The sequence below is a fragment of the Streptomyces sp. MAR4 CNX-425 genome (assembly GCF_048656465.1).
In the GTDB taxonomy this organism is placed as follows: Bacteria; Actinomycetota; Actinomycetes; order Streptomycetales; family Streptomycetaceae; genus Streptomyces.
This window is the reverse complement of sequence record NZ_JBMDLF010000005.1, coordinates 132,706-154,200: the sequence shown is the minus strand read 5'-3', so window position 1 is coordinate 154,200 and position 21,495 is coordinate 132,706. Positions and strand designations below refer to the sequence as shown.

Annotated in this window: 20 protein-coding genes; 11 read left to right on the top strand and 9 right to left on the bottom strand. The window is 71.7% G+C overall.

The window, feature by feature from the left end; genetic code table 11:
* Nucleotides 1–69: 69 nt before the first annotated feature.
* The 5 genes from ACHZ99_RS16245 (at nt 70) to trxA (ending at nt 5,033) form a co-directional block, all read left to right on the top strand.
* Nucleotides 70–1,875, top strand: coding sequence for a protein kinase family protein (locus tag ACHZ99_RS16245; RefSeq protein ID WP_420305309.1), 1,806 nt, complete (start codon nt 70–72; stop codon nt 1,873–1,875).
* Between the two features lie 33 nt (nt 1,876–1,908).
* A complete protein-coding gene (gene sigM / locus ACHZ99_RS16240; RefSeq protein WP_420305662.1) occupies nt 1,909–2,595 on the top strand; it encodes an RNA polymerase sigma factor SigM in 687 nt (228 codons plus the stop codon).
* Nucleotides 2,592–3,563: a hypothetical protein gene (locus ACHZ99_RS16235; RefSeq protein WP_420305308.1), complete on the top strand. Its 972-nt coding sequence runs from the start codon at nt 2,592–2,594 to the stop codon at nt 3,561–3,563. Before sigM ends, ACHZ99_RS16235 begins: the two co-directional genes overlap by 4 nt.
* 120 nt (nt 3,564–3,683) lie before the next feature.
* Nucleotides 3,684–4,661, top strand: coding sequence for a thioredoxin-disulfide reductase (gene trxB / locus ACHZ99_RS16230; RefSeq protein ID WP_420305307.1), 978 nt, complete (start codon nt 3,684–3,686; stop codon nt 4,659–4,661).
* 12 nt (nt 4,662–4,673) lie between these two features.
* Complete coding sequence (trxA, locus tag ACHZ99_RS16225) at nt 4,674–5,033, top strand: thioredoxin (RefSeq protein ID WP_420305661.1); 360 nt, start codon at nt 4,674–4,676, stop codon at nt 5,031–5,033.
* A gap of 130 nt (nt 5,034–5,163) precedes the next feature.
* Here the strand turns inward: trxA and ACHZ99_RS16220 are convergent, their stop codons facing one another.
* The 9 genes from ACHZ99_RS16220 to rpmH form a co-directional block, all read right to left on the bottom strand.
* The gene (locus tag ACHZ99_RS16220; protein WP_420305306.1) at nt 5,164–5,781 is read right to left on the bottom strand and encodes a GNAT family N-acetyltransferase; all 618 of its coding nucleotides are present in this window, start codon (nt 5,779–5,781) and stop codon (nt 5,164–5,166) included.
* A gap of 124 nt (nt 5,782–5,905) precedes the next feature.
* Nucleotides 5,906–7,015 (bottom strand): ParB/RepB/Spo0J family partition protein, encoded by a 1,110-nt coding sequence (locus ACHZ99_RS16215; protein ID WP_420305305.1) that lies wholly within the window; start codon nt 7,013–7,015, stop codon nt 5,906–5,908.
* Nucleotides 7,012–8,055, bottom strand: a complete 1,044-nt coding sequence (locus ACHZ99_RS16210) for a ParA family protein (RefSeq protein WP_420305660.1) — start codon at nt 8,053–8,055, stop codon at nt 7,012–7,014. Before ACHZ99_RS16210 ends, ACHZ99_RS16215 begins: the two co-directional genes overlap by 4 nt.
* A gap of 239 nt (nt 8,056–8,294) precedes the next feature.
* Complete coding sequence (rsmG, locus tag ACHZ99_RS16205; RefSeq protein WP_420305304.1) at nt 8,295–9,023, bottom strand: 16S rRNA (guanine(527)-N(7))-methyltransferase RsmG; 729 nt, start codon at nt 9,021–9,023, stop codon at nt 8,295–8,297.
* 98 nt (nt 9,024–9,121) lie between these two features.
* Nucleotides 9,122–9,637 carry a protein jag gene (locus ACHZ99_RS16200; RefSeq protein WP_420305659.1) on the bottom strand — a complete coding sequence of 172 codons (516 nt, stop codon included), beginning with the start codon at nt 9,635–9,637 and terminating at the stop codon, nt 9,122–9,124.
* A gap of 56 nt (nt 9,638–9,693) precedes the next feature.
* Nucleotides 9,694–10,998, bottom strand: a complete 1,305-nt coding sequence (gene yidC / locus ACHZ99_RS16195) for a membrane protein insertase YidC (RefSeq protein WP_420305303.1) — start codon at nt 10,996–10,998, stop codon at nt 9,694–9,696.
* Nucleotides 10,999–11,001: 3 nt separating this feature from the next.
* The gene (gene yidD / locus ACHZ99_RS16190; RefSeq protein ID WP_420305302.1) at nt 11,002–11,286 is read right to left on the bottom strand and encodes a membrane protein insertion efficiency factor YidD; all 285 of its coding nucleotides are present in this window, start codon (nt 11,284–11,286) and stop codon (nt 11,002–11,004) included.
* Nucleotides 11,283–11,651 carry a ribonuclease P protein component gene (gene rnpA / locus ACHZ99_RS16185; RefSeq protein ID WP_420305301.1) on the bottom strand — a complete coding sequence of 123 codons (369 nt, stop codon included), beginning with the start codon at nt 11,649–11,651 and terminating at the stop codon, nt 11,283–11,285. Before rnpA ends, yidD begins: the two co-directional genes overlap by 4 nt.
* A gap of 15 nt (nt 11,652–11,666) precedes the next feature.
* A complete protein-coding gene (gene rpmH, locus ACHZ99_RS16180; protein WP_027741629.1) occupies nt 11,667–11,804 on the bottom strand; it encodes a 50S ribosomal protein L34 in 138 nt (45 codons plus the stop codon).
* 369 nt (nt 11,805–12,173) lie between these two features.
* Between rpmH and dnaA the strand changes: the two genes are divergently transcribed.
* The 6 genes from dnaA (at nt 12,174) to gyrB (ending at nt 21,420) form a co-directional block, all read left to right on the top strand.
* Entirely contained in the window at nt 12,174–14,183 is a 2,010-nt protein-coding gene (gene dnaA, locus ACHZ99_RS16175; protein ID WP_420305300.1) for a chromosomal replication initiator protein DnaA, read from the top strand.
* A 907-nt stretch (nt 14,184–15,090) separates the two neighbouring features.
* Nucleotides 15,091–16,230 carry a DNA polymerase III subunit beta gene (gene dnaN, locus ACHZ99_RS16170; protein WP_420305299.1) on the top strand — a complete coding sequence of 380 codons (1,140 nt, stop codon included), beginning with the start codon at nt 15,091–15,093 and terminating at the stop codon, nt 16,228–16,230.
* 55 nt (nt 16,231–16,285) lie between these two features.
* Nucleotides 16,286–17,164, top strand: a complete 879-nt coding sequence (gene gnd / locus ACHZ99_RS16165; protein ID WP_420305298.1) for a phosphogluconate dehydrogenase (NAD(+)-dependent, decarboxylating) — start codon at nt 16,286–16,288, stop codon at nt 17,162–17,164.
* A gap of 90 nt (nt 17,165–17,254) precedes the next feature.
* Nucleotides 17,255–18,388, top strand: coding sequence for a DNA replication/repair protein RecF (gene recF, locus ACHZ99_RS16160; RefSeq protein ID WP_420305297.1), 1,134 nt, complete (start codon nt 17,255–17,257; stop codon nt 18,386–18,388).
* Nucleotides 18,385–18,996: a DUF721 domain-containing protein gene (locus tag ACHZ99_RS16155; RefSeq protein WP_420305296.1), complete on the top strand. Its 612-nt coding sequence runs from the start codon at nt 18,385–18,387 to the stop codon at nt 18,994–18,996. The genes recF and ACHZ99_RS16155 overlap by 4 nt, the downstream gene beginning before the upstream one ends.
* A 291-nt stretch (nt 18,997–19,287) precedes the next feature.
* The gene (gene gyrB, locus ACHZ99_RS16150) at nt 19,288–21,420 is read left to right on the top strand and encodes a DNA topoisomerase (ATP-hydrolyzing) subunit B (RefSeq protein ID WP_420305295.1); all 2,133 of its coding nucleotides are present in this window, start codon (nt 19,288–19,290) and stop codon (nt 21,418–21,420) included.
* Nucleotides 21,421–21,495 lie beyond the last annotated feature (75 nt).

Genomic DNA, 21,495 nt, shown 5'->3' with positions numbered 1-21,495 from the left:
ACGGGAGCCTGTGAGCACAATTGTCTGGCGCGGCTGCACGACAAGAGAGTTGGGGAGGCAGGAACGGCGGTGGCGGAACGGAGCACGGCAGCCGTCGACGGCTCGGCGGCCGACCGCAGCGATGCGGCCGAGAAGACGAACGCGGCGGACCCGGAAGAGCAGGCCGGCGCCGCGGAGGCCCCGGCCACCGAGGACCCGGCCACCGGGACACCCGCCACCGGGACACCGGTCGCGGAGGACCCGGCGGCCGACGACCCCGCCGCCGAACCCCCGGCAGCCACCGCCCCGGCCGAGGAAACCCCGCCCGCCGCGCCGGCCCCGACACCGGCCGTCGACATGCACAGCGGCCACAAACTCGCCCGGCGTTACCGCCTGGAGGAGTGCGTCACCCGCCTCGACGGCTTCAGCAGCTGGCGCGCGGTCGACGAGAAGCTGCGCCGCGCCGTCGGCGTGCACGTCCTGGCCGCCGGGCACGCCCACGCCGCCGCCGTGCTCGACGCCGCGCGCGCCGCGGCCCTCATCGGCGACCCGCGCTTCGTCCAGGTCCTCGACGCCGTCGAGGAGGACGGCGTCGTCTACGTGGTCCACGAATGGCTCCCCGACGCCACCGAGTTGTCGACGCTGCTCGTCGGCGGCGCCCCGCTGGAGCCGCACGAGGCGTACGAACTCGTCACGCAGGTCTCCCAGGCGCTGGCCGCCGCCCACCGCAAGGACCTCGCGCACCTCAGGCTGACGCCGTCCGCCGTGCTGCGCACCGGCAGCGGGCAGTGGCGCATCCGCGGGCTGTCCGTGCACGCCGCGCTGTACGGGACCGAGTCGGACGACCCGCAGGGCGCGGACACCGAGGCCATCGGCGCCCTGCTGTACGCCGCGCTGACGGGCCGCTGGCCGTACGAGGGCGATGCCTACGGGCTGGCGGGCCTGCCCAAGCACGTCGGCCTCATCGCCCCGGACCAGGTGCGTGCGGGGGTGCACCGCGGGCTGTCGGAGCTGGCCATGCGCGCGCTCGCGGCCGGCTCCCCCGCCGCCGCGGCGCACGTCCGGCCGTGTACGACGCCCGCCGAGCTGAGCACCGCGGCCGCCGAGCTGCCCCGCATCCGCCCGCCGGAGCCGCAGTACCCGCGGCCCGCGGCGTACCAGCAGACGGCGTATCAGCAGGGCTACGCGCAGAGCGGCGGCCGCCCGGGCGGGCCCGTCGCGGCCGCCGGCGCCGCCGCCCGGCCGCCCGCCCCGCCGACGCTGCCGGGGCGTACCGGGAAGGCCGTGAAGTGGTGCGTGTCCGTGCTGCTGATCGTCGCGCTGGCCCTGGGCAGCTGGCAGCTCGCCGACGCCCTGATCAACCACGACGGCCGCGGCGGCGACTCCGGCAACGCGGCGGCGGAGCCCGGGGGCGGCGGCACCGGCGGCGGCGCCGGGCGTCAGGCGGGCGGCAAGCCGGTGGCGATCGAGGGCGCCCGGGACTTCGACCCGTACGGCACCGGCAGCGAGAGCCCGAGCAGCGTCCCCGCGGCCTACGACTCCGACCCGCAGAGCTACTGGGAGACCAAGTGGTACACCAGCGAGGTCTTCGGGAACCTCAAGGAGGGCGTCGGGCTGATCCTGGACCTCGGTGAGGCCAAGCGCGTCGGCAGCGTCCAGGTGTCCCTCATCGGCGACACCGACGTGACCGCCATGGCCACCCCGCGGGACACCGGGACGATGCCGACGGAGCTCGCCGGTTTCGAGGAGTTCGACGCCGCGGACGGCACCAATCTGACGCTCAAGCCCACCAAGCCGGTCGTCACCCAGTACGTTCTGCTGTGGCTCACGGAGATTCCGCCCTCCGCCGAGGGGAACTTCCGTGGCAAGATCTCCGACATCAAGATTCGGAGCTGACCACGCGGCACACGACCAGGGGAGGGGTTGGCGTTGGAAGACGCCGACGGCGGCGACGTCGATGACCGCACGCTCCTCGCCCGCCATGTCGCCGGGGAGGACCCGCAGGCCTTCGCCGAGATCGTCAGACGCCACCGGGACCGCCTCTGGGCCGTGGCGATCCGCACCCTCGGCGACCGCGAGGAGGCCGCGGACGCCGTCCAGGACGCGCTGCTGTCGGCGTTCCGCGCGGCGCACACCTTCCGCGGCCAGTCCGCCGTCACCACCTGGCTGCACCGCATCACCGTGAACGCCTGCCTGGACCGGGCCCGCAAGGCCGCCAGCCGCCGCGCGGCACCGGTCGCGGACACCGAGCACTTCGAGCAGCTGCTGGAGCCGGAGGAGTCCGCCGAGGCGCCCGCGGAGCGGCAGGACACCGGGCGGGAGCTCCACCGGGCGCTGGCGACCCTGCCCGCGGAGCAGCGGGCCGCCCTGGTCCTCGTGGACATGGAGGGCTACCCCGTGGCGGAAGCCGCCGACATCCTCGGCGTGCCCGCGGGTACCGTGAAGAGTCGCTGCGCCCGCGGGCGCGCCCGCCTCCTTCCTCTCGTACGTCATCTGCGGCTGTCCACCGCCGGCTCCGGACCGGGCGGACGGAACCCGGCGCCGGGGACATCCGTCCCACCGACGGCAGAGCAGAACGACGTACGCGCGGCGAAGGGCGGAGGTGAGGAAGCGTGACGCAGACCCCGCGGCCCTCCGGCGCCGACGACGGGCACCCGGAGGTCGACGAGCTGGCCGACCTCGCCGAGGGCCTGACGTCGCCCGCCGGCAGCCAGAAGCTCCACCGCCACCTCGACGAGTGCCCCGCCTGCCGCGAGACCCTCGACGCGCTCGACGGCGTACGCGGACTCCTCGGCGGCCTCCCCGACCCCGCCCCGATGCCGGCCGAGATCGCGGAACGTATCGACGCCGCACTGGCGGCCGAGACAGGCGGCGCCGACGCTACGTCGGCCGCCGCCCTCGCCGGCGCCGCCGATGTTTCACGTGAAACCGCGACGCCGGACCCCGCCGTACCCGCGCCGCGCGAGTCTGTTTCACGTGAAACACGGCCGAGCCGCTCGCACCGTCGCCCCGCCGGCCACCGCGCGGACCCCACCGGCCCCGGCCGACGGGCACGACGCTGGCCGCGCGTCCTCCTCGGCACCGCCGGGGCGGCCGCGCTCGTCACGTTGAGCGTCCTGCTCATCCAGCTCCCGGAGAGCGGCGGGGACGCGGGCGGCAAGAACGAGGTGTCCGCCTCCCAGCAGGACACCCGCAAGGGCGCCCCGGAGGCCGCCCCGGGCGGCGGCCAGGCGCCGCTGCGGGCGGACTCCCTCGAATCCCACGTCCTCGGCATGCTCCAGCAGCCCCAGGTCCGGGAGAGCGACGACGCCGGCGAGGGCGCGGACGGCAGCGAGGACGAGAGCTTCATGCTCAAGGAAGACCCTCGCCGGCTGCCCGAGTGCGTACGGGCCGCAATCAGCCGCTCGGAGGCCCCGCTCGCGGCCAAGACCGACACGTACGAGGGAACTGCCGCGTACGTCGTCGTGCTACCGCACCGCGGCGACCCACAGCGAGTGGACGCCTACGTGGTGGATTCCTCCTGCACCGCCTCCCCGGACCGGCCGGGCGAGCTCCTGCGGCGCGACACCTTCCGACGCCCCTGAGCCGCGCCCATCCCGCCTCGGGAATGTCCGACCCTTAGGATCCGTTGGGTGGGGTGTGAGGGACAGGACGTCACCGGTCCCCGCTCCTTCAGGCAGCCGGTCGTAGACAAGGAAGAGTCCGTGAGCGACGTTCGCAACGTGATCATCATCGGCTCGGGGCCGGCGGGGTACACCGCCGCGCTGTACACCGCCCGCGCCGCGCTGCAGCCGCTGGTCTTCGAAGGCGCCGTCACCGCCGGTGGCGCCCTCATGAACACCACGGACGTGGAGAACTACCCGGGATACCGCGACGGGATCATGGGGCCGGACCTCATGGACAACATGCGGGCCCAGGCGGAGCGCTTCGGCGCCGAGCTCGTACCCGACGACGTGGTGTCCGTCGACCTCACCGGCGACATCAAGACCGTCACGGACACGGCGGGCACCGTGCACCGCGCCCGCACCGTGATCGTCTCCACGGGGTCGCAGCACCGCAAGCTGGGGCTGCCGCGGGAGGACGAGCTGTCGGGCCGGGGCATCTCGTGGTGTGCCACGTGCGACGGCTTCTTCTTCCGCGAGCAGGACATCGTGGTCGTCGGCGGCGGCGACACCGCGATGGAAGAGGCGACGTTCCTCTCCCGCTTCGCCCGCAGCGTCACGGTGGTCCACCGCCGGGACAGCCTGCGAGCCAGCAAGGCGATGCAGGAGCGGGCCTTCGCCGACCCGAAGATCTCGTTCATCTGGGACAACGAGGTCGCCGCCATCCACGGCGGGGACAAGCTCTCCGGTCTGACCCTGCGGAACACCCGGACCGGCGAGGAGTCCGAGATCGCGGTCACGGGTCTGTTCATCGCCATCGGACACGACCCGCGCACGGAGCTGTTCAAGGGACAGCTGGAGCTCGACGGGGAGGGCTACCTCACGGTCGACGCCCCCTCCACGCGCACCAACCTCGCCGGGGTCTTCGCGTCGGGCGACGTCGTCGACCACACCTACCGGCAGGCGGTCACCGCGGCCGGCACGGGCTGCGCCTCGGCGCTGGACGCCGAGCGCTACCTCGCCGCGATCGCCGACCAGGAGAAGACGGCGGAGCCGGAGAAGGTCGCAGACGCCGTCTGAGGCCGAGCAGCCATCAACGCACAACGACGTAAGGAGTACGCCATGGCCGGTGCCACGGTGACCGCAACCGATGCGGACTTCGAGGAGAAGGTCCTCAAGAGCGAGAAGCCTGTACTGGTCGACTTCTGGGCCGCCTGGTGCGGTCCGTGCCGCCAGATCGCCCCGTCGCTGGAGGCCATCGCCGAGGAGAACCCCGAGAAGATCACCATCGTCAAGCTCAACATCGACGAGAACCCGGCAACGGCCGCGAAGTACGGCATCATGTCGATCCCGACGATGAACGTCTACCAGGGCGGCGAGGTCGTGAAGACCATCGTCGGCGCCAAGCCGAAGACCGCTCTGGAGCGCGACCTGAACGAGTTCCTCGCCTGAGAAGCGCCCCCGTTTCACGTGAAACATCGGCGTGAGCGCGGAGCGTCCACCGCAGACGCGGACATACGAAGGGCCCGTCCCCGAGGGGAGGGGCCCTTCGTCGTGCGGCCCCGCGACCGGCCCGCCCGTATCAGAGCGGGCGCAGCACCGGATCCTTCTGCACGGCACCGAGGAGCTTGTCGAGCGCCAGCTCCACGTCCTCCTTCCAGGAGATCGCGGAGCGCAGCTCCAGCCGCATCCGGGGATAGCGGGGGTGCGGCCGTACGGTCTTGAAGCCGACCGACACCAGCAGGTCCGCCGGCAGCACACACGCCGGTTCCTTCCAGGCCGCGTCCCCGAAGGCTTCGACGGCCTTCACACCCCGGCGCAGCAGATCCTTCGCGACGGTCTGGACGATGGTCCGGCCGATCCCCTGCCCCTGGTATCCCGGGTTCAGCCACGCGGTCATCAGCTGGACGGCGTCCGCCGACACCGGACTTGTCGGGAAGGCGAGCGAGCGGGGCACATAGGCGGGCGGGGCGTACATCACGAACCCGGCCGGCACGTCGTCGACGTAGACGACCCGGCCGCAGGATCCCCACTCCAGCAGCACGGAGGAGATCCAGGCTTCCTTCTCCAGCTCGGGTCGGCCGGACTTGACGGCCGCCTCACCGCTGACAGGGTCCAGCTCCCAGAAGACACACGAGCGGCAGCGCTTGGGGACGTCCGGGAGGTTGTCCAGGGTGAGCGGTACGAACCTGCGCCCCATGGAGCCCGATCCCCTCCTTCACCGGCATCCCGCTCGATACCCGTATGCATCGTATCCGGAGACGACAAAACAGGCCGCGGATTCACTCCGCGGCCTGTCTCGTCGGGGTCGGTGAGGCGAGTGGCTACTCGTCCTCGTCGGCTTCCTCGTCGGTCAGCTTCTTCTCCAGCACCCGGCCCTCTCCGGGGGCCATCGAGCCGAGGATCCGCTCCAGATCCTCTATCGAGGCGAACTCGACGACGATCTTCCCCTTCTTCTGGCCGAGGTCGACCTTCACCCGGGTCTCGAAGCGGTCGGAGAGCCGGGACGCCAGATCGGTCAGCGCCGGAGACATCCGGTTCCCGGCCCGCGGCGCCTTCGGGCGGCGCCCGCTCTTGGGCTCCGACCCCATCAGGGTCACGATCTCCTCGACGGCCCGCACCGACAGCCCCTCGGCCACGATGCGGTGTGCCAGCCGGTCCTGCTCGCCCGCGTCCTCCACGGACAGCAGCGCCCGCGCATGGCCCGCGGAGATCACCCCGGCCGCCACCCGCCGCTGCACCGGCGGGGAGAGCCGCAGCAGCCGCAGCGTGTTGGAGACCTGGGGACGTGACCGGCCGATCCGGTCGGCCAGCTGGTCGTGCGTGCACTCGAAGTCACGCAGCAGCTGGTCGTAGGCGGCCGCCTCTTCCAGCGGGTTGAGCTGTGCCCGATGCAGGTTCTCCAGCAGGGCGTCCAGGAGGAGCTTCTCGTCGTCCGTGGCTCGGACGATCGCGGGGATCCGCTCCATGCCGGCCTCGCGGCAGGCACGCCAGCGGCGCTCACCCATGACCAGCTCATAGCGGTCCGGGCCCAGCAGGCGGACGACGACCGGCTGGAGGAGCCCGACCTCCTGGATGGAGGTGACGAGCTCGGCGAGGGAGTCCTCGTCGAACACCTCGCGCGGCTGCCGCGGGTTCGGCGTGATGGCGTCCAGCGGAACCTCGGCGAAGTGCGCACCGGCCACTTCGCCGCTGTCCACGGAAGCCTCGACGGCCGGCGGCGCCGGCGCCTCGTAGGCGGTCTCCGGCGGCGGCTGCTGCTCCTCGTAGTCCGGGGTCTCGGGCTCGGCCGCCCGCTCCGACACTATGACCGGCACCGCTCCCGGCGACATGGTGGCGCCGCCGACCAGCGGTCCCGAGTCATCGGCGGGAGCGGGTGCGGCGGGGATCAGCGCCCCCAGACCGCGGCCCAGTCCTCTGCGTCGTTCCGTCACTGAGCCCCTCCGTCGTGCTGCTCGTGATGAGCGTCGCCCTGCCCGGGCATGCCGCGCAGGGCCATCTCACGGGCCGCCTCCAGATAGGAGAGCGAGCCGCTCGACCCCGGATCGTACGTGAGGACCGTCTGCCCGTAGCTCGGTGCCTCGGAGATACGCACCGAGCGCGGGATGCTGGTCCTCAGCACCTCGGCGCCGAAGTGGCCGCGGACCTCGTCCGCCACCTGGGAGGCCAGCCGCGTCCTCCCGTCGTACATCGTGAGGAGGATCGTCGACACGTGGAGCCGCCGGTTGAGGTGCCCGCGCACCAGGTCGACGTTGTGCAGCAGCTGGCCCAGCCCTTCCAGCGCGTAGTACTCGCACTGGATCGGGATGAGCACCTCGTTGCCCGCCACCATGGCGTTGACGGTCAGCAGGCCGAGCGAGGGCGGGCAGTCGATGAAGATGTAGTCCAACGGCTGCTCGTAGGCGTCGATCGACCGCTTCAGCCGGCTCTCCCGCGCCACCAGCGAGACCAGCTCGATCTCCGCGCCCGCGAGATCGATCGTGGCCGGCGCGCAGAACAGCCCCTCGACATCGGGGACCGGCTGCACGACCTCGGCCAGCGGCTTGGCCTCCACCAGCACGTCGTAGACCGACGGCACCTCGGCGTGATGGTCCACGCCCAGCGCGGTCGACGCGTTGCCCTGCGGATCGAGGTCGATGACCAGCACCCGGGACCCGTGCAGGGCCAGCGATGCCGCCAGGTTGACCGTGGTGGTGGTCTTGCCGACCCCACCCTTCTGGTTGGCGACGACCATCACGCGGGTCTGCTCAGGGCGTGGCAGACCCTGACCGGCCCGCCCGAGCGCCTCTACGGCGAGCTGAGCGGCACGGCCGATCGGAGTGTCGTCCATCGGAGGCGGTGTTTCACGTGAAACATCCGCCGATTCGGAGCGGGGACCGGGGACCGGATCGGCCATCGGTCCCGCGACATTGGCGTCGGACCGCAAGGATTCACTCTCCTCGACTTCAGACTCGCACTGCACAGAGCCTGCCATGCTTTCGGGGTCGCGAACCAGCGAGGCCCGTTCTCCTGTGGATGATTCCTTGTTATCCACAGCCGAGTTGCGGGCCTCCGCGGCACCGCGTCCTCGGCTGAGGATCCCGGGGAGCAACGAACGATGTTTCACGTGAAACACGATGCACAGCCCCGGGGGCACCATCGCAGCGACACTCCGGTGTATGTACGGTAGGCGGCTTTAATGGACCGATCGGCCCTCTTTCGGATACGAGCAGACTAACGGCGCCGGCCGCGCCCGCCGCGCCCGCCCTTGCGAGCGGCCCGTGCCCGCTTGGCGGCGAAGCGCACACCCCCGGGGCTCTCGCCCACCACGGCCCGTACCACGGTCGCCGGCGGGTCCACCACCTCGCCCCCGACCTGCACGATCTCCGTCTCCGTGACGCCCAGCTTGTGCAGCGCGGCCTTCGAGGCGCGCAGCTCGTCCTCGGCGCTCTCGCCCTTCAGCGCCAGCATCTCCCCGTACGGGCGCAGCAGCGGGACACCCCAGCCGGCCAGCCGTTCCAGCGGGGCCACCGCACGGGCGGTGACCACATGGACGGGCTCCAGCGTGCCGAGGACCTCCTCGGCCCGGCCGCGGACGACCGTCACCTGCTGCTCCAGCCCGAGCAGCTCGGTGACCTCCTGCAGAAAGCGGGTCCGCCGCAGCAGCGGCTCCAGCAGCGTGATCCGCAGGTCGGGGCGGACCAGCGCCAGCGGAATCCCCGGCAGCCCCGCGCCCGAGCCGACGTCGCAGACCGCGACGCCTTCGGGCACCACTTCACCGAGCACCGCGCAGTTCAGCAGGTGCCGCTCCCACAGCCGGGGCACCTCCCGCGGGCCGATCAGCCCGCGGGTCACCGCCGTGTCGGCCAGCAGCTCGGCGTAGCGCACCGCGTCCGGAAGGGCACCGGCGAAGACCTTGTCGGCGGCTTCCGGTACCGGCGGGGGTTCCGCAACATCGGACACGGGGACGTCCTCTCGCTGGAGCGACGGCAGGTGACGGGGGAGCGGTCCGGGCCGGCCGGATCAGCCGACCGGCCCGGGGTGGAACACGTACGACCAGATCAGGCCGGGAGCACGACGACGCGCCGCTCGGGCTCCTCGCCCTCCGACTCGCTGCGCAGCCCGGCGGCCTTCACCGCGTCGTGCACCACCTTGCGCTCGAACGGGGACATCGGCCGCAGCTTCTCCGGCTCGCCGCTCTCCTTCACCCGCGCCACGGCGTCGGTGCCCAGCTCGGTGAGCTCCGCCCGCTTACGGGCCCGGAAGCCCGCGATGTCCAGCATCAGCCGGCTGCGGTCGCCCGTCTCCCGGTGCACGGCGAGCCGGGTCAGCTCCTGGAGCGCCTCCAGGACCTCGCCGTCGCGCCCCACCAGCTTCTGCAGATGGCGGTCCGACGACCCTTCGCCGATGATCGACACCGAGGCCCGGCCGCCCTCGACGTCCATGTCGATGTCGCCGTCGAGGTCCGCGATGTCGAGCAGCTCCTCCAGGTAGTCGGCGGCGATCTCGCCTTCCTGCTCCAGCCGCGTCAGGACGTCCTCGGCCGTGGCCTCGGTCTGCTCGGGCTGGGCCTCGATCTCCGAACCGGCCTCGCCGGTCGCGGAAGCGGTGTCCGTCACGTGGGGGCTCCTTCTTACTTCTTCGACGGGTGCTTGGGCCGCTGCGGCCCCTTGCGCTGACCGGACTTCGCGTTGCGGGCGTTCCCGCCCGACCCCGAACCTCCGCTGCCGGAGGATCCGCCCGTCTTCTTCTTCGCGGCGTTCGACGCGGGCTTCTTGTCCGCAGGCTTGGTGTCCGCGGGCTTCTTGTCCGCGGGCTCCGCGTCACCGCCGTCACCGTCCTGCCGCTGGCCCGCGCCGCCCGAGGCGTGGGTGCGGCGCCGGGACTTCGACTGGCGCTTAGGCTGCTGCCGCCGGCCGGGCTCGCCGCCGCCCGGCTTGGCGTCCGCGAGCGGCGTCTCGCTCTTGACCACCGTGCCGTCCGCCTGGGGCAGGAGGTCGTGCTTGGCCAGCGCGGAGACGAACTTCTTCTCGTCGTCGTTGCGGTCCTTGCCCTTGGCCACCAGCTGCTTGATGACGTAGCGGTCGCGGCGGCCGCGGACGCCGGAGTGGGCGATGAGGTGCTTCTGCATGCGCTCCAGCAGGTGCGCGTAGGACTTGCTGCCGGGGGTGGGGTTCCGCTTGATCACGTACATCTGCTGGCCCATGGACCACACGTTGGTGGTCAGCCAGTAGATCAGGACGCCGACGGGGAAGTTGATGCCGAAGACGGCGAACATGATCGGGAAGATGTACATCAGCATCTTCTGCTGCTGCATGAACGGCGTCTTGACCGTCAGGTCGACGTTCTTCGTCATCAGCTGGCGCTGCGTGTAGAACTGCGACCCCGACATCAGAATGATCATGATGACGGTGACGACGCGCACGTCGGCGAGCGTGGAGCCGAGGCTCTCCACCTTGCTCGCGCTGTCCATGAACTTCGCGGCGATCGGCGCGCCGAAGACGTGGGCCTCACGGGCCTGCTCGACCTGGGTGGCGTTGAGGACGCCGACCTCGTTGTTGCCGGCGATCTTGTTCAGCACCTGGAAGAGCGCCAGGAAGAAGGGGGACTGGGCGAGGATCGGAAGACAGCTCGAGAGCGGGTTGGTACCCGTCTCCCGGTACAGCTTCATCATCTCCTCGGACTGGCGCTGCTTGTCGTTCTTGTAGCGCTCCTGGATCGCCTTCATCTTCGGCTGGAGCACCTGCATGTTCCGGGTCGCCTTGATCTGCTTCACGAACAGCGGGATCAGCGCGATCCGGATCACGACCACGAGCGCCACGATGGACAGCCCCCACGCCCAGCCGCTGGCCTCGTCGAAGACCAGGCTGAACAGTGAGTGGAACTGGACGATGATCCAGGAAACGGCGATATAGAGAGGCTCGAGGATCGTGTCCACGAATCAGGCTCCTTGGGCGTTGGGCTGCGTCTTGCCCAGCCGGCTGCGCAGCCGCTGGTGCCAGACCGGATGCTTGCGGGGCGGAACATGATCGACCCCGCCGAGCGACCACGGGTTGCAGCGCAGGATGCGCCAGGCGGTCAGGCCCGTGCCCTTGACCGCGCCGTGCAGCCGGATCGCCTCATAGCCGTAGTGCGAGCACGACGGGTAGTACTTGCAGACCGGCCCCAGCAGCGGGCTGATGGTCCACTGGTACAACTTGATCAACCAAAGCAGCGGATACTTCATCGCGGCGCCCTTCCCAGCAACCGCCCCAGCGCTGCGTCCAGGTCATCGCGCAGCCGGTCGAAGCCGGCCTCCGCGGCGCCAGGCAGCGCCCGTACGACCACCAGGCTACCTGTGGGCAGCTGATCCAACCGATCGCGTATGAGATGACGCAGGCGACGCTTGACGAGGTTGCGTGCGACCGCCGGTCCGACGGCCCTGCTGACGACGAAACCCGCACGCGGCGGGGAGGCGTCCTCCCCGGCGGCATGCGGGTCACCGCCGCCCTTCAGGTGCACGACGAGCAGCGGGCGCCCAGCCCGCCGCCCGCGGCGTACCGCTCGGGCGAAGTCCTCGCGCCGCCGCAGCCGGTGCTCAGCGGGCAGCACGAGCACACCAGCGGGTCAGGCGGACAGGCGTGCGCGACCCTTGTTGCGACGGGCCGTGACGATGGCACGGCCGGCGCGGGTACGCATACGCAGCCGGAAGCCGTGCGTCTTGGCACGCTTGCGGTTGTTCGGCTGGAAAGTGCGCTTGCTCACTCGGGGGCTCCAGGAGAGTTGTCTCGGGTGGATAGGCGCCGAACGGCTGCCACCGTGCGCCCTCGAGCCGCTCGTCATCGCCCGACACGTGACATGATCACTGTCGCGGCCTGAGACTGATCGGAGGCAGGCGGCAGCAGCCGTCGACATCTCGACCTCGACACGGTACGCGGGCGGGCGCCATGCGGTCAAACCGGCCCCGGGCGCCCGACACGCCCCAGGACACTGTGCACAGCCTGTGGACAACGACTTGAATGGTGCAGCTCGGCGTGACTACCGTGGCTGGACTTCCGACCCTTGCGCGGATCCGTCCCACCCGTCCCGAGATCACACCTTCGTGACCTGCCATGACCTGAAAGAGCGTGCCCCGTGGCCGACCTGCCTGCCGATCTCGCCGCAGTCTGGCCACGCGTGCTCGACCGGCTGCTCGCCGACGACCAGGGCATCGAGGCCAAGGACCACCGCTGGCTCCGGGACTGCCAGCCGCTCGTCCTCGTCGCCGGCACCGCGGTGCTGGCCGTCCCCAACGAGTACGCCAAGGGCGTCTTCGAGGGCCGCCTCTCCTCCAAGATCACCGAGGCCCTGAGCCACGCCTGCCGCCAGCCCATCGGCCTGGCCGTGACCGTCAGCCCGGGCGAGCCGGAGCCGGCCCAGCCGCAGCAGATGCAGCCGCAGCCCGCCCAGCCGCAGCAGCCGCATCCGCGGCAGGCGCAGTCCGCGCCCCAGCAGCAGCCGGGCCCCGAGCCCGCCGGCCACGCGTCCCACGCGCACCAGGCTCCCCACGCCCCCCAGGGGGCGCAGCCGCAGAATCCGCAGCCGCCGGCCCACGAGCAGGCCGCGCACTCCGCCCCACACCTTCCCCTGCCCCACACCGCCGCCCCCCAGCAGCCCGCGCACCAGACGCACCAGCCCCACGGCAGTCCGCTGCCCGAGCCGTCGTACGACGCGTACAGCCGCCCGGCCCCCGCGGACGACCACCTGCCCACGGCCGCGCCGACGTACCCCGAGTACGCCCAGCCGCGCCCGGCGCCGGCCGCCTGGCCCCGCGCCGACCACCACCCGGGCCCGCCCGGGGCCCAGCCGGACGCCGTCGGCGGCGCCGACGGCACGGACTACTACGCGGCCCACGACCAGCTCGCGCAGCAGCCCGCCCACGACCGGTACGCCCATCCCGGGAGCCACCCCGGTGGCCACCCGGGCGGGCACCCCGGCGGGCCGGGCCCCTCCGGCGCCCCGATCCCGCCCCCGCTCGTGCAGGCCATGGGCAACGTCGAGCTGCCCGCGCCCAGCGGCGCGCCCGGCCCGCTCGCCGCCCAGCCCGCCCCGGCCACCGGCCCCGGCGAGCCGACGGCGCGGCTGAATCCGAAGTACCTCTTCGACACCTTCGTCATCGGCGCCTCGAACCGCTTCGCGCACGCCGCCGCGGTCGCCGTCGCCGAGGCCCCGGCCAAGGCGTACAACCCGCTGTTCATCTACGGCGAGTCCGGCCTGGGCAAGACGCACCTGCTGCACGCCATCGGGCACTACGCCCGCAGCCTCTACCCCGGCACCCGGGTGCGCTACGTGAGCTCCGAGGAGTTCACCAACGAGTTCATCAACTCCATCCGCGACGGCAAGGCGGACACGTTCCGCAAGCGCTACCGCGACATGGACATCCTCCTGGTCGACGACGTCCAGTTCCTCGCGAGCAAGGAGTCGACGCAGGAGGAGTTCTTCCACACCTTCAACACGCTGCACAACGCCAACAAGCAGATCGTGCTCTCCAGCGACCGGCCGCCCAAGCAGCTGATCACCCTGGAGGACCGGCTCCGCAACCGCTTCGAGTGGGGCCTGATCACCGACGTGCAGCCGCCGGAGCTGGAGACCCGGATCGCGATCCTGCGCAAGAAGGCGGTCCAGGAGCAGCTGAACGCGCCGCCCGAGGTGCTGGAGTTCATCGCGTCCCGGATCTCCCGCAACATCCGCGAGCTGGAGGGCGCCCTGATCCGGGTCACGGCCTTCGCCTCGCTCAACCGGCAGCCGGTCGACCTCGGGCTCACCGAGATCGTGCTGAAGGACCTCATCCCCGGCGGGGAGGACGCGGCCCCGGAGATCACCGCGGCCGCGATCATGGCCGCCACCGCCGACTACTTCGGCCTGACGGTGGAGGACCTCTGCGGCTCCTCGCGCAGCCGCGTGCTGGTCACCGCGCGCCAGATCGCCATGTACCTGTGCCGGGAGCTGACGGACCTGTCCCTGCCGAAGATCGGCGCCCAGTTCGGCAACCGGGACCACACCACCGTCATGCACGCGGACCGCAAGATCCGGGCGCTGATGGCCGAGCGGCGCTCCATCTACAACCAGGTCACCGAGCTGACCAACCGCATCAAGAACAGCTGAGCGGCCCCGCCGCCGCTCCCGCAGCCGTTCCGGCCGCTCTCCCGTCCCACGGCTCGGCCCTCTCCCGCCCCGCCTCCCGGCGGATCCCTGGTTTCTGCTGCCTTCCCACGGCGCGCGGCGCCCACGCGTCCGGCCCCCGCGGACGGACCCGAACGGCCGAGCCCTTGCCCGCTGTTCGATTCCCGGGTCTGAACAGGCACTTCTCCACAAGGAGGCGCTCCGTCGGCCGTCCACACCCTGGGGACCGCCGAGTTACCCACCGGGGGGTGTGGACGCGATCTGAACAACTCGGGTCCGCCCAGCTCACCCGCGTGTGGATTTGTGGGCGCCGGTCGCCCACAGGCTGTGGACGTCGACGGCCGCCGAAAACGGCGCCGAGCGCTGTCCACCGCCGAGGACCACTCACCCACAGAAAACCCCGCTCTGTACACAGCCTGTCCACAACGTTGTCCACTGTTCGGCAACGCAACGCGCCCGTTCACCGGACCGAGTGAAAGCCGTCACATCGAGGGGCAGGATTGGCTGTGCAGAAACCGGGGTAACTCTGGGGACGGACCTGTGGCTAAGTGGCCCCTCCCTGTGAACGGCCTGTGCACAGCCGGCCGCCGTCCACAGGAACCACGGGTTTTCCACTTCTCGTCCCCAACCCGCCTGTGGGCAAAAAATGCGGGCTGACCTGCGCGGACGGGCTTATCCACCGTATCCACAGGCCCTACTACTACCTCTACACGTATCTAGCTCGGAATCCGCTTCGAAGCGGGTGCTGTGCACAACTCGGCCCGACCGCCTCCCGAGCCGGCTGCGACGAGTTGACCCCGACCCGCCCCTCGTGTCGGTGGTGTGCGTCAGACTGGTCCCCCACACCAACCGAGTCGGCAAGGGCCGAGAGCACCAGGAGGCGGTCTCCGTGAAGATCCGGGTGGAGCGCGACGTACTCGCGGAGGCGGTGGCCTGGGCTGCGCGCAGCCTCCCGGCCCGGCCGCCCGCGCCGGTCCTCGCCGGACTGCTGCTGAAGGCGGACGCGGCGGACGGCGGGACGCTCAGCCTCTCCGGCTTCGACTACGAGGTCTCCGCCCGCGTCTCCGTGGCGGCGGACGTGGAGGAGGACGGCACGGTCCTGGTCTCCGGCCGGCTGCTCGCCGACATCTCCCGCGCGCTTCCCAACCGGCCTGTGGAGATCTCCACCGACGGCGTCCGCGTGACCGTGGTCTGCGGCTCCTCGCGGTTCACACTCCACACCCTGCCTGTGGAGGAGTATCCGGCGCTGCCGGAGATGCCCACCGCGACCGGCACGGTCTCCGGCGAGGTCTTCGCCTCCGCCGTCGCGCAGGTCGCCATCGCCGCCGGCCGGGACGACACCCTGCCGGTGCTCACCGGGGTGCGGATCGAGATCGAGGGCGACACGGTCACGCTGGCGTCGACGGACCGGTACCGCTTCGCGGTCCGCGAGTTCCTGTGGAAGCCGGAGACCGCCGACGCCTCCTCGGTGGCGCTCGTCCCCGCCAAGACGCTGCTGGACACGGCCAAGTCGCTGACCAGCGGCGACGTCGTCACCCTCGCGCTGTCGGGCGCCGGCGCGGGCGAGGGCCTGATCGGCTTCGAGGGCGCCGGGCGGCGGACCACGACGCGGCTGATCGAGGGCGACCTGCCGAAGTACCGCACGCTGTTCCCCACCGAGTTCAACTCGGTGGCGGTCATCGAGACCGCGCCGTTCGTCGAGGCCGTCAAGCGCGTGGCGCTGGTGGCCGAGCGGAACACCCCGGTGCGGCTGAGCTTCGAGCAGGGCGTGCTGACGCTGGAGGCCGGGTCCAGCGATGACGCACAGGCTGTGGAAAGGGTCGACGCGCAGCTGGAGGGCGACGACATCTCGATCGCCTTCAACCCGGTGTTCCTGCTCGACGGGCTGAGCGCCATCGACTCGCCCGCGGCGCAGCTGTCGTTCACGACGGCGACGAAGCCGGCGCTGCTCAGCGGCAAGCCGGCGCTCGACGCCGAGGCGGACGAGGCGTACAAGTACCTGATCATGCCCGTGCGGCTGAGCGGCTGACGTCCCGGCGTAGGCTCGGAGCGGATATGACGCACAGCTGGACGAAGGGGCAGTGATGGAGCTCGGTCTTGTGGGTCTCGGCCGGATGGGCGGGAACATGCGCGAGCGCATCCGGCGCGCGGGGCACACCGTCGTCGGGTACGACCGCAACCCGGATATCGCCGATGTCCACAGCCTGCGGGCCCTTGTGGACGCCCTGCCCGCCCCGCGCGTGGTGTGGGTGATGGTCCCGGCGGGCGCCGCCACCCAGTCGACCGTGGACGAGCTGGCCGAGCTGCTCGAACCCGGCGACGTCCTCGTGGACGGCGGAAACTCGCGCTGGACGGACGACGAGAAGCACGCCGCGGAGCTGGGCGCGAAGGGCATCGGCTTCGTCGACTGCGGCGTCTCCGGCGGCGTGTGGGGCCTGGAGAACGGCTACGCGCTGATGTACGGCGGCGACGCCGGGCACGTGGCCCGGGTGCAGCCGGTGTTCGACGCGCTGAAGCCGCCCGGCGAGTACGGCGCCGTGCACGCCGGCAAGGTCGGCGCGGGGCACTTCGCGAAGATGGTCCACAACGGCATCGAGTACGCGATGATGCAGGCGTTCGCCGAGGGCTGGGAGCTGCTGGAGGCCGCGGACTCGGTCACCGACGTGCGCGAGGTGTTCCGCTCCTGGCAGGAGGGCACCGTGATCCGCTCCTGGCTGCTGGACCTGGCGGTCCGGGCGCTCGACGACGACGAGCACCTGCACAAGCTCCGCGGGTACGCGGCGGACTCCGGCGAGGGCCGGTGGACGGTGGAGGCGGCGATCGACCACGCGGTGCCGCTGCCGGCGATCACGGCGTCGCTGTTCGCCCGCTTCGCGTCCCGCCAGGACGACTCCCCGCAGATGAAGATGATCGCCGCGCTGCGGAACCAGTTCGGTGGCCACGCGGTCAAGGAGGAGAAGTAGCCTGCGGACGGCCGGCGAAGGCGCCGGCCGGGTGTTCGCCGGGCCGGTGAGGGCCCGGCCCTAGGTGCCTGGGGAGGTCGGCGTCGGGCCATGCACGTGTCTCATCTCTCGCTGGCCGACTTCCGTTCGTACGAGCGGGCGGAGGTGGCCCTCGACCCGGGGGTGACGGCCTTCGTCGGGCCGAACGGCCAGGGCAAGACGAACCTGGTCGAGGCCGTCGGCTACCTCGCCACGCTGAGCAGCCACCGGGTGTCCGCGGACGCGCCGCTGGTGCGCGTGGGCGCGCCGCGGGCGGTGGTGCGGGCCGCGGTGACGCAGGACGGCCGGCAGCAGCTGGTGGAGCTGGAGCTGAACCCGGGCAGGGCGAACCGGGCGCGGCTGAACCGTTCCTCCCAGGTGCGCCCGCGCGACGTGCTGGGCGTGCTGCGTTCCGTCCTGTTCGCGCCCGAGGACCTGGCGCTGGTCAAGGGCGACCCGGACCAGCGCCGCCGCTTCCTCGACGACCTGATCACGGCGCGCGCGCCGCGGCTCGCGGGGGTGCGCAGCGACTACGACCGGGTGCTCAAGCAGCGCAACACCCTGCTGAAGACGGCCGCGATGGCGCGGCGGCACGGCGGCCGGCAGCTCGATCTGTCGACGCTGGACGTGTGGGACCAGCATCTGGCCCGGGCCGGGGCGGAGTTGCTGGCGCACCGGCTGGAGCTGATCGCGGTGTTGCAGCCGCTGGTGGACAAGGCGTACGAGCAGCTGGCGCCGGGCGGCGGTCCCGCGGCCTTCGAGTACCGGTCGCCGGCGGACGGGCGGTTCGCGGAGGCGCGGACGCGGGAGGAGTTCGCCGGGCTGCTGCTGGAGGCGATGGCGGAGGCGCGCAAGCAGGAGATCGAGCGGGGCGTGACGCTGGTGGGCCCGCACCGCGACGACCTGGTGCTGAAGCTGGGCGAGCTGCCCGCCAAGGGCTACGCGTCGCACGGGGAGTCGTGGTCGTACGCGCTGGCGCTGCGGCTCGCGTCGTACGACCTGCTGCGCGGCGAGGGCGGCGGGGAGCCGGTGCTGGTGCTGGACGACGTCTTCGCGGAGCTGGACGTACGGCGGCGGGAGCGGCTGGCGGAGCTGGTGGCGCCCGGCGAGCAGGTGCTGGTGACGGCGGCGGTGGCCGAGGACGTGCCGGAGGTGCTGGCGGGGGCGCGGTTCACGGTGGCCGAGGGGCGGGTGGAGCGGGCGTGAGCGAGGAGCCGGTACGTCCCGGGCGGCCCGGAGGCGGCGAGCGGCCCGGCCCGCCCGCGGACCCCGAGGCCCCCGCGGCTCCCGGGGCCCCTGATTCCGCCGCGCCCGAGCCCTCCGGCGTCGACCTGGCGCGCGTCGCCCTGCGCGCGGCGCGCGCGGAGGCTCGCGCGCGGGGCGCGGCCGCGCAGCAGCGCCGGCAGGCCCGCCGCGGCGGCGGCCTGCGCTCGGGTGCCCGCGCCGACGGCCGCGATCCGCTGCCGCTGGGCGCCGCGGTGAGCCGGCTGATCACCGAGCGCGGCTGGGAGGCGCCGGCGGCCGTGGGCGGGGTGATGGGCCGCTGGCCGCAGCTCGTCGGCCCCGAGGTGGCGCAGCACTGCGCGCCCGAGCGGTACGACGAGCAGGAGCGGGTACTCGTGGTGGCGTGCGACTCGACGGCGTGGGCGACGCAGCTGCGGCTGCTGGCGCCGCAGTTGGTGGCGCGGCTCAACGAGGAGCTGGGCCACGGCACCGTCAAGCTGATCAAAGTGGTGGGTCCGGGCGGCGGCGGGCGGCGCTTCGGGCCGCTGCGCGCGCCCGGCAGCCGGGGCCCCGGGGACACGTACGGGTAGGCACGTACGTTCTGAGGAACCCCCGCGATAAACCTGTGATGGAGTGAGGTCGGTCACAGTAGCTCATGGTTGACGCGCCAAAGCGCTGAGTGGCGCTCAGAGCCACCACAGGCCCCGGTGTGTGCAGCCCCCCTCGGTGGGCAGATGTTCAGGGCGCCACATGCGGGTTCAGGCACCGGCAAACCGCCATTCTGTCGTGGGCTACCGGTAGACTGAGAGCAACCCGCCCACTTGCGGAACACGCCGACCAACAACGACGCGGCCGCTCCCGCTCAGCCAGGAGAGTGGCCCGTGCTGTGCCAGAAAGGGCGCTTCGTGGCCGATTCCGGCAACCCCAACGACAACATCCCTGCCAGCGAGAACGTGCCTCCCGGCGCCGACGGCGCCGCGGAGGCGGCCGCTGCGGCCGCCGAACGGGCCCGCGCCCGCGCGGAGGCGGAGTCCGTCGAGGACGCGGCGTACGACGCGAATGCCATCACGGTCCTGGAGGGCCTCGACGCCGTACGCAAGCGCCCGGGCATGTATATCGGCTCGACCGGCGAGCGCGGCCTGCACCACCTGGTCCAGGAGGTCGTGGACAACTCGGTGGACGAGGCGATGGCGGGCCACGCGGACACGATCGTGGTGACGCTGCTCGCGGACGGCGGGGTGCGCGTCGTCGACAACGGCCGCGGCATCCCGGTGGGGATCGTGCCCTCGGAGAACAAGCCGGCGGTCGAGGTCGTGCTGACGGTGCTGCACGCGGGCGGCAAGTTCGGCGGCGGCGGGTACGCGGTCTCCGGCGGGCTGCACGGCGTCGGCGTCTCCGTCGTCAACGCGCTGTCGACGCGGCTGGCGGTGGAGATCAAGACCGAGGGCCACCGCTGGACGCAGGACTACAAGCTGGGCGTGCCGACCGAGCCGCTGGCGAAGGGCGAGAAGACGGACGAGACCGGCACGACGGTCACGTTCTGGGCGGACCCCGACGTCTTCGAGACCACGGACTACTCGTTCGAGACGCTCTCCCGCCGCTTTCAGGAGATGGCGTTCCTGAACAAGGGCCTGTCGATCACGCTGACCGACGAGCGGGCGGCGGCCAAGCAGACCTCCGGCGCGGACACCGCCGGCGACGCCGACGAGGACACGGCGCGCAGCGTCACGTACCACTACGAGGGCGGCATCTCCGACTTCGTACGCCACCTGAACTCGCGCAAGGGCGAGCCGGTGCACCCGTCGGTGATCGACTTCGAGGCCGAGGACACCGAGCGCAAGCTCTCCGTCGAGATCGCCATGCAGTGGAACACGCAGTACAGCGAGGGCGTGTACTCCTTCGCCAACACGATCCACACGCACGAGGGCGGCACCCACGAGGAGGGCTTCCGGGCGGCGCTCACCGGCCTGGTCAACCGGTACGCGCGCGACCGCCGGCTGCTGCGCGAGAAGGACGACAACCTCACCGGCGAGGACATCCGCGAGGGCCTGACCGCGATCATCTCGGTCAAGCTGGGCGAGCCGCAGTTCGAGGGCCAGACGAAGACCAAGCTGGGCAACACGGAGGCGAAGACCTTCGTGCAGAAGGTCACCCACGAGCAGCTGGTGGACTGGCTCGACCGGAACCCGAACGAGGCCGCGGACATCGTCCGCAAGTCCATCCAGGCGGCCACGGCCCGCGTGGCGGCCCGCAAGGCCCGCGACCTGACGCGGCGCAAGGGGCTGCTGGAGACGGCGTCGCTGCCGGGCAAGCTGAGCGACTGCCAGTCGAACGACCCGTCCAAGTGCGAGATCTTCATCGTCGAGGGCGACTCCGCCGGCGGCTCGGCGAAGTCCGGCCGCAACCCGCGGTACCAGGCGATCCTCCCGATCCGCGGCAAGATCCTCAACGTGGAGAAGGCGCGCATCGACAGGGTGCTGCAGAACCAGGAGGTGCAGGCGCTGATCTCGGCGTTCGGCACCGGCATCCACGAGGACTTCGACCTCGACAAGCTGCGCTACCACAAGATCGTGCTGATGGCCGACGCGGACGTCGACGGCCAGCACATCCAGACGCTGCTGCTGACGCTGCTGTTCCGCTTCATGCGCCCGCTGATCGAGGGCGGGCACGTGTTCCTGGCCCAGCCCCCGCTGTACAAGATCAAGTGGACCCGGGACGAGTTCGAGTACGCGTACTCCGACCGCGAGCGGGACCAGCTGATCGAGCTGGGCCGCTCGCAGGGCAAGCGGATCCGGGACGACTCGATCCAGCGCTTCAAGGGTCTGGGCGAGATGAACGCGGAGGAGCTGCGGGTCACCACCATGGACCCCGCGCACCGCGTGCTGCGCCAGGTGACGCTCGACGACGCCGCCGCGGCCGACGACCTGTTCTCGGTCCTCATGGGCGAGGACGTCGAGGCGCGCCGGTCGTTCATCCAGCGCAACGCCAAGGACGTCCGCTTCCTCGACATCTGAGCCGGCCGGAGCCCGGGTGGTCCCGCCCGGGAGCGCGACCGACCTCCTTCGAGCCCTCTACGCAAAGGTAGAAAA

What these genes read in the sequence shown, in the direction of transcription:
- recF (WP_420305297.1), top strand. Translation starts at nt 17,255, where the DNA reads ATGCACGTGTCTCATCTCTCGCTGGCCGACTTCCGTTCGTACGAGCGG.
- ACHZ99_RS16210 (WP_420305660.1), bottom strand. Translation starts at nt 8,055, where the DNA reads ATGGCAGGCTCTGTGCAGTGCGAGTCTGAAGTCGAGGAGAGTGAATCC.
- ACHZ99_RS16220 (WP_420305306.1), bottom strand. Translation starts at nt 5,781, where the DNA reads ATGGGGCGCAGGTTCGTACCGCTCACCCTGGACAACCTCCCGGACGTC.
- yidD (WP_420305302.1), bottom strand. Translation starts at nt 11,286, where the DNA reads ATGAAGTATCCGCTGCTTTGGTTGATCAAGTTGTACCAGTGGACCATC.
- gnd (WP_420305298.1), top strand. Translation starts at nt 16,286, where the DNA reads ATGGAGCTCGGTCTTGTGGGTCTCGGCCGGATGGGCGGGAACATGCGC.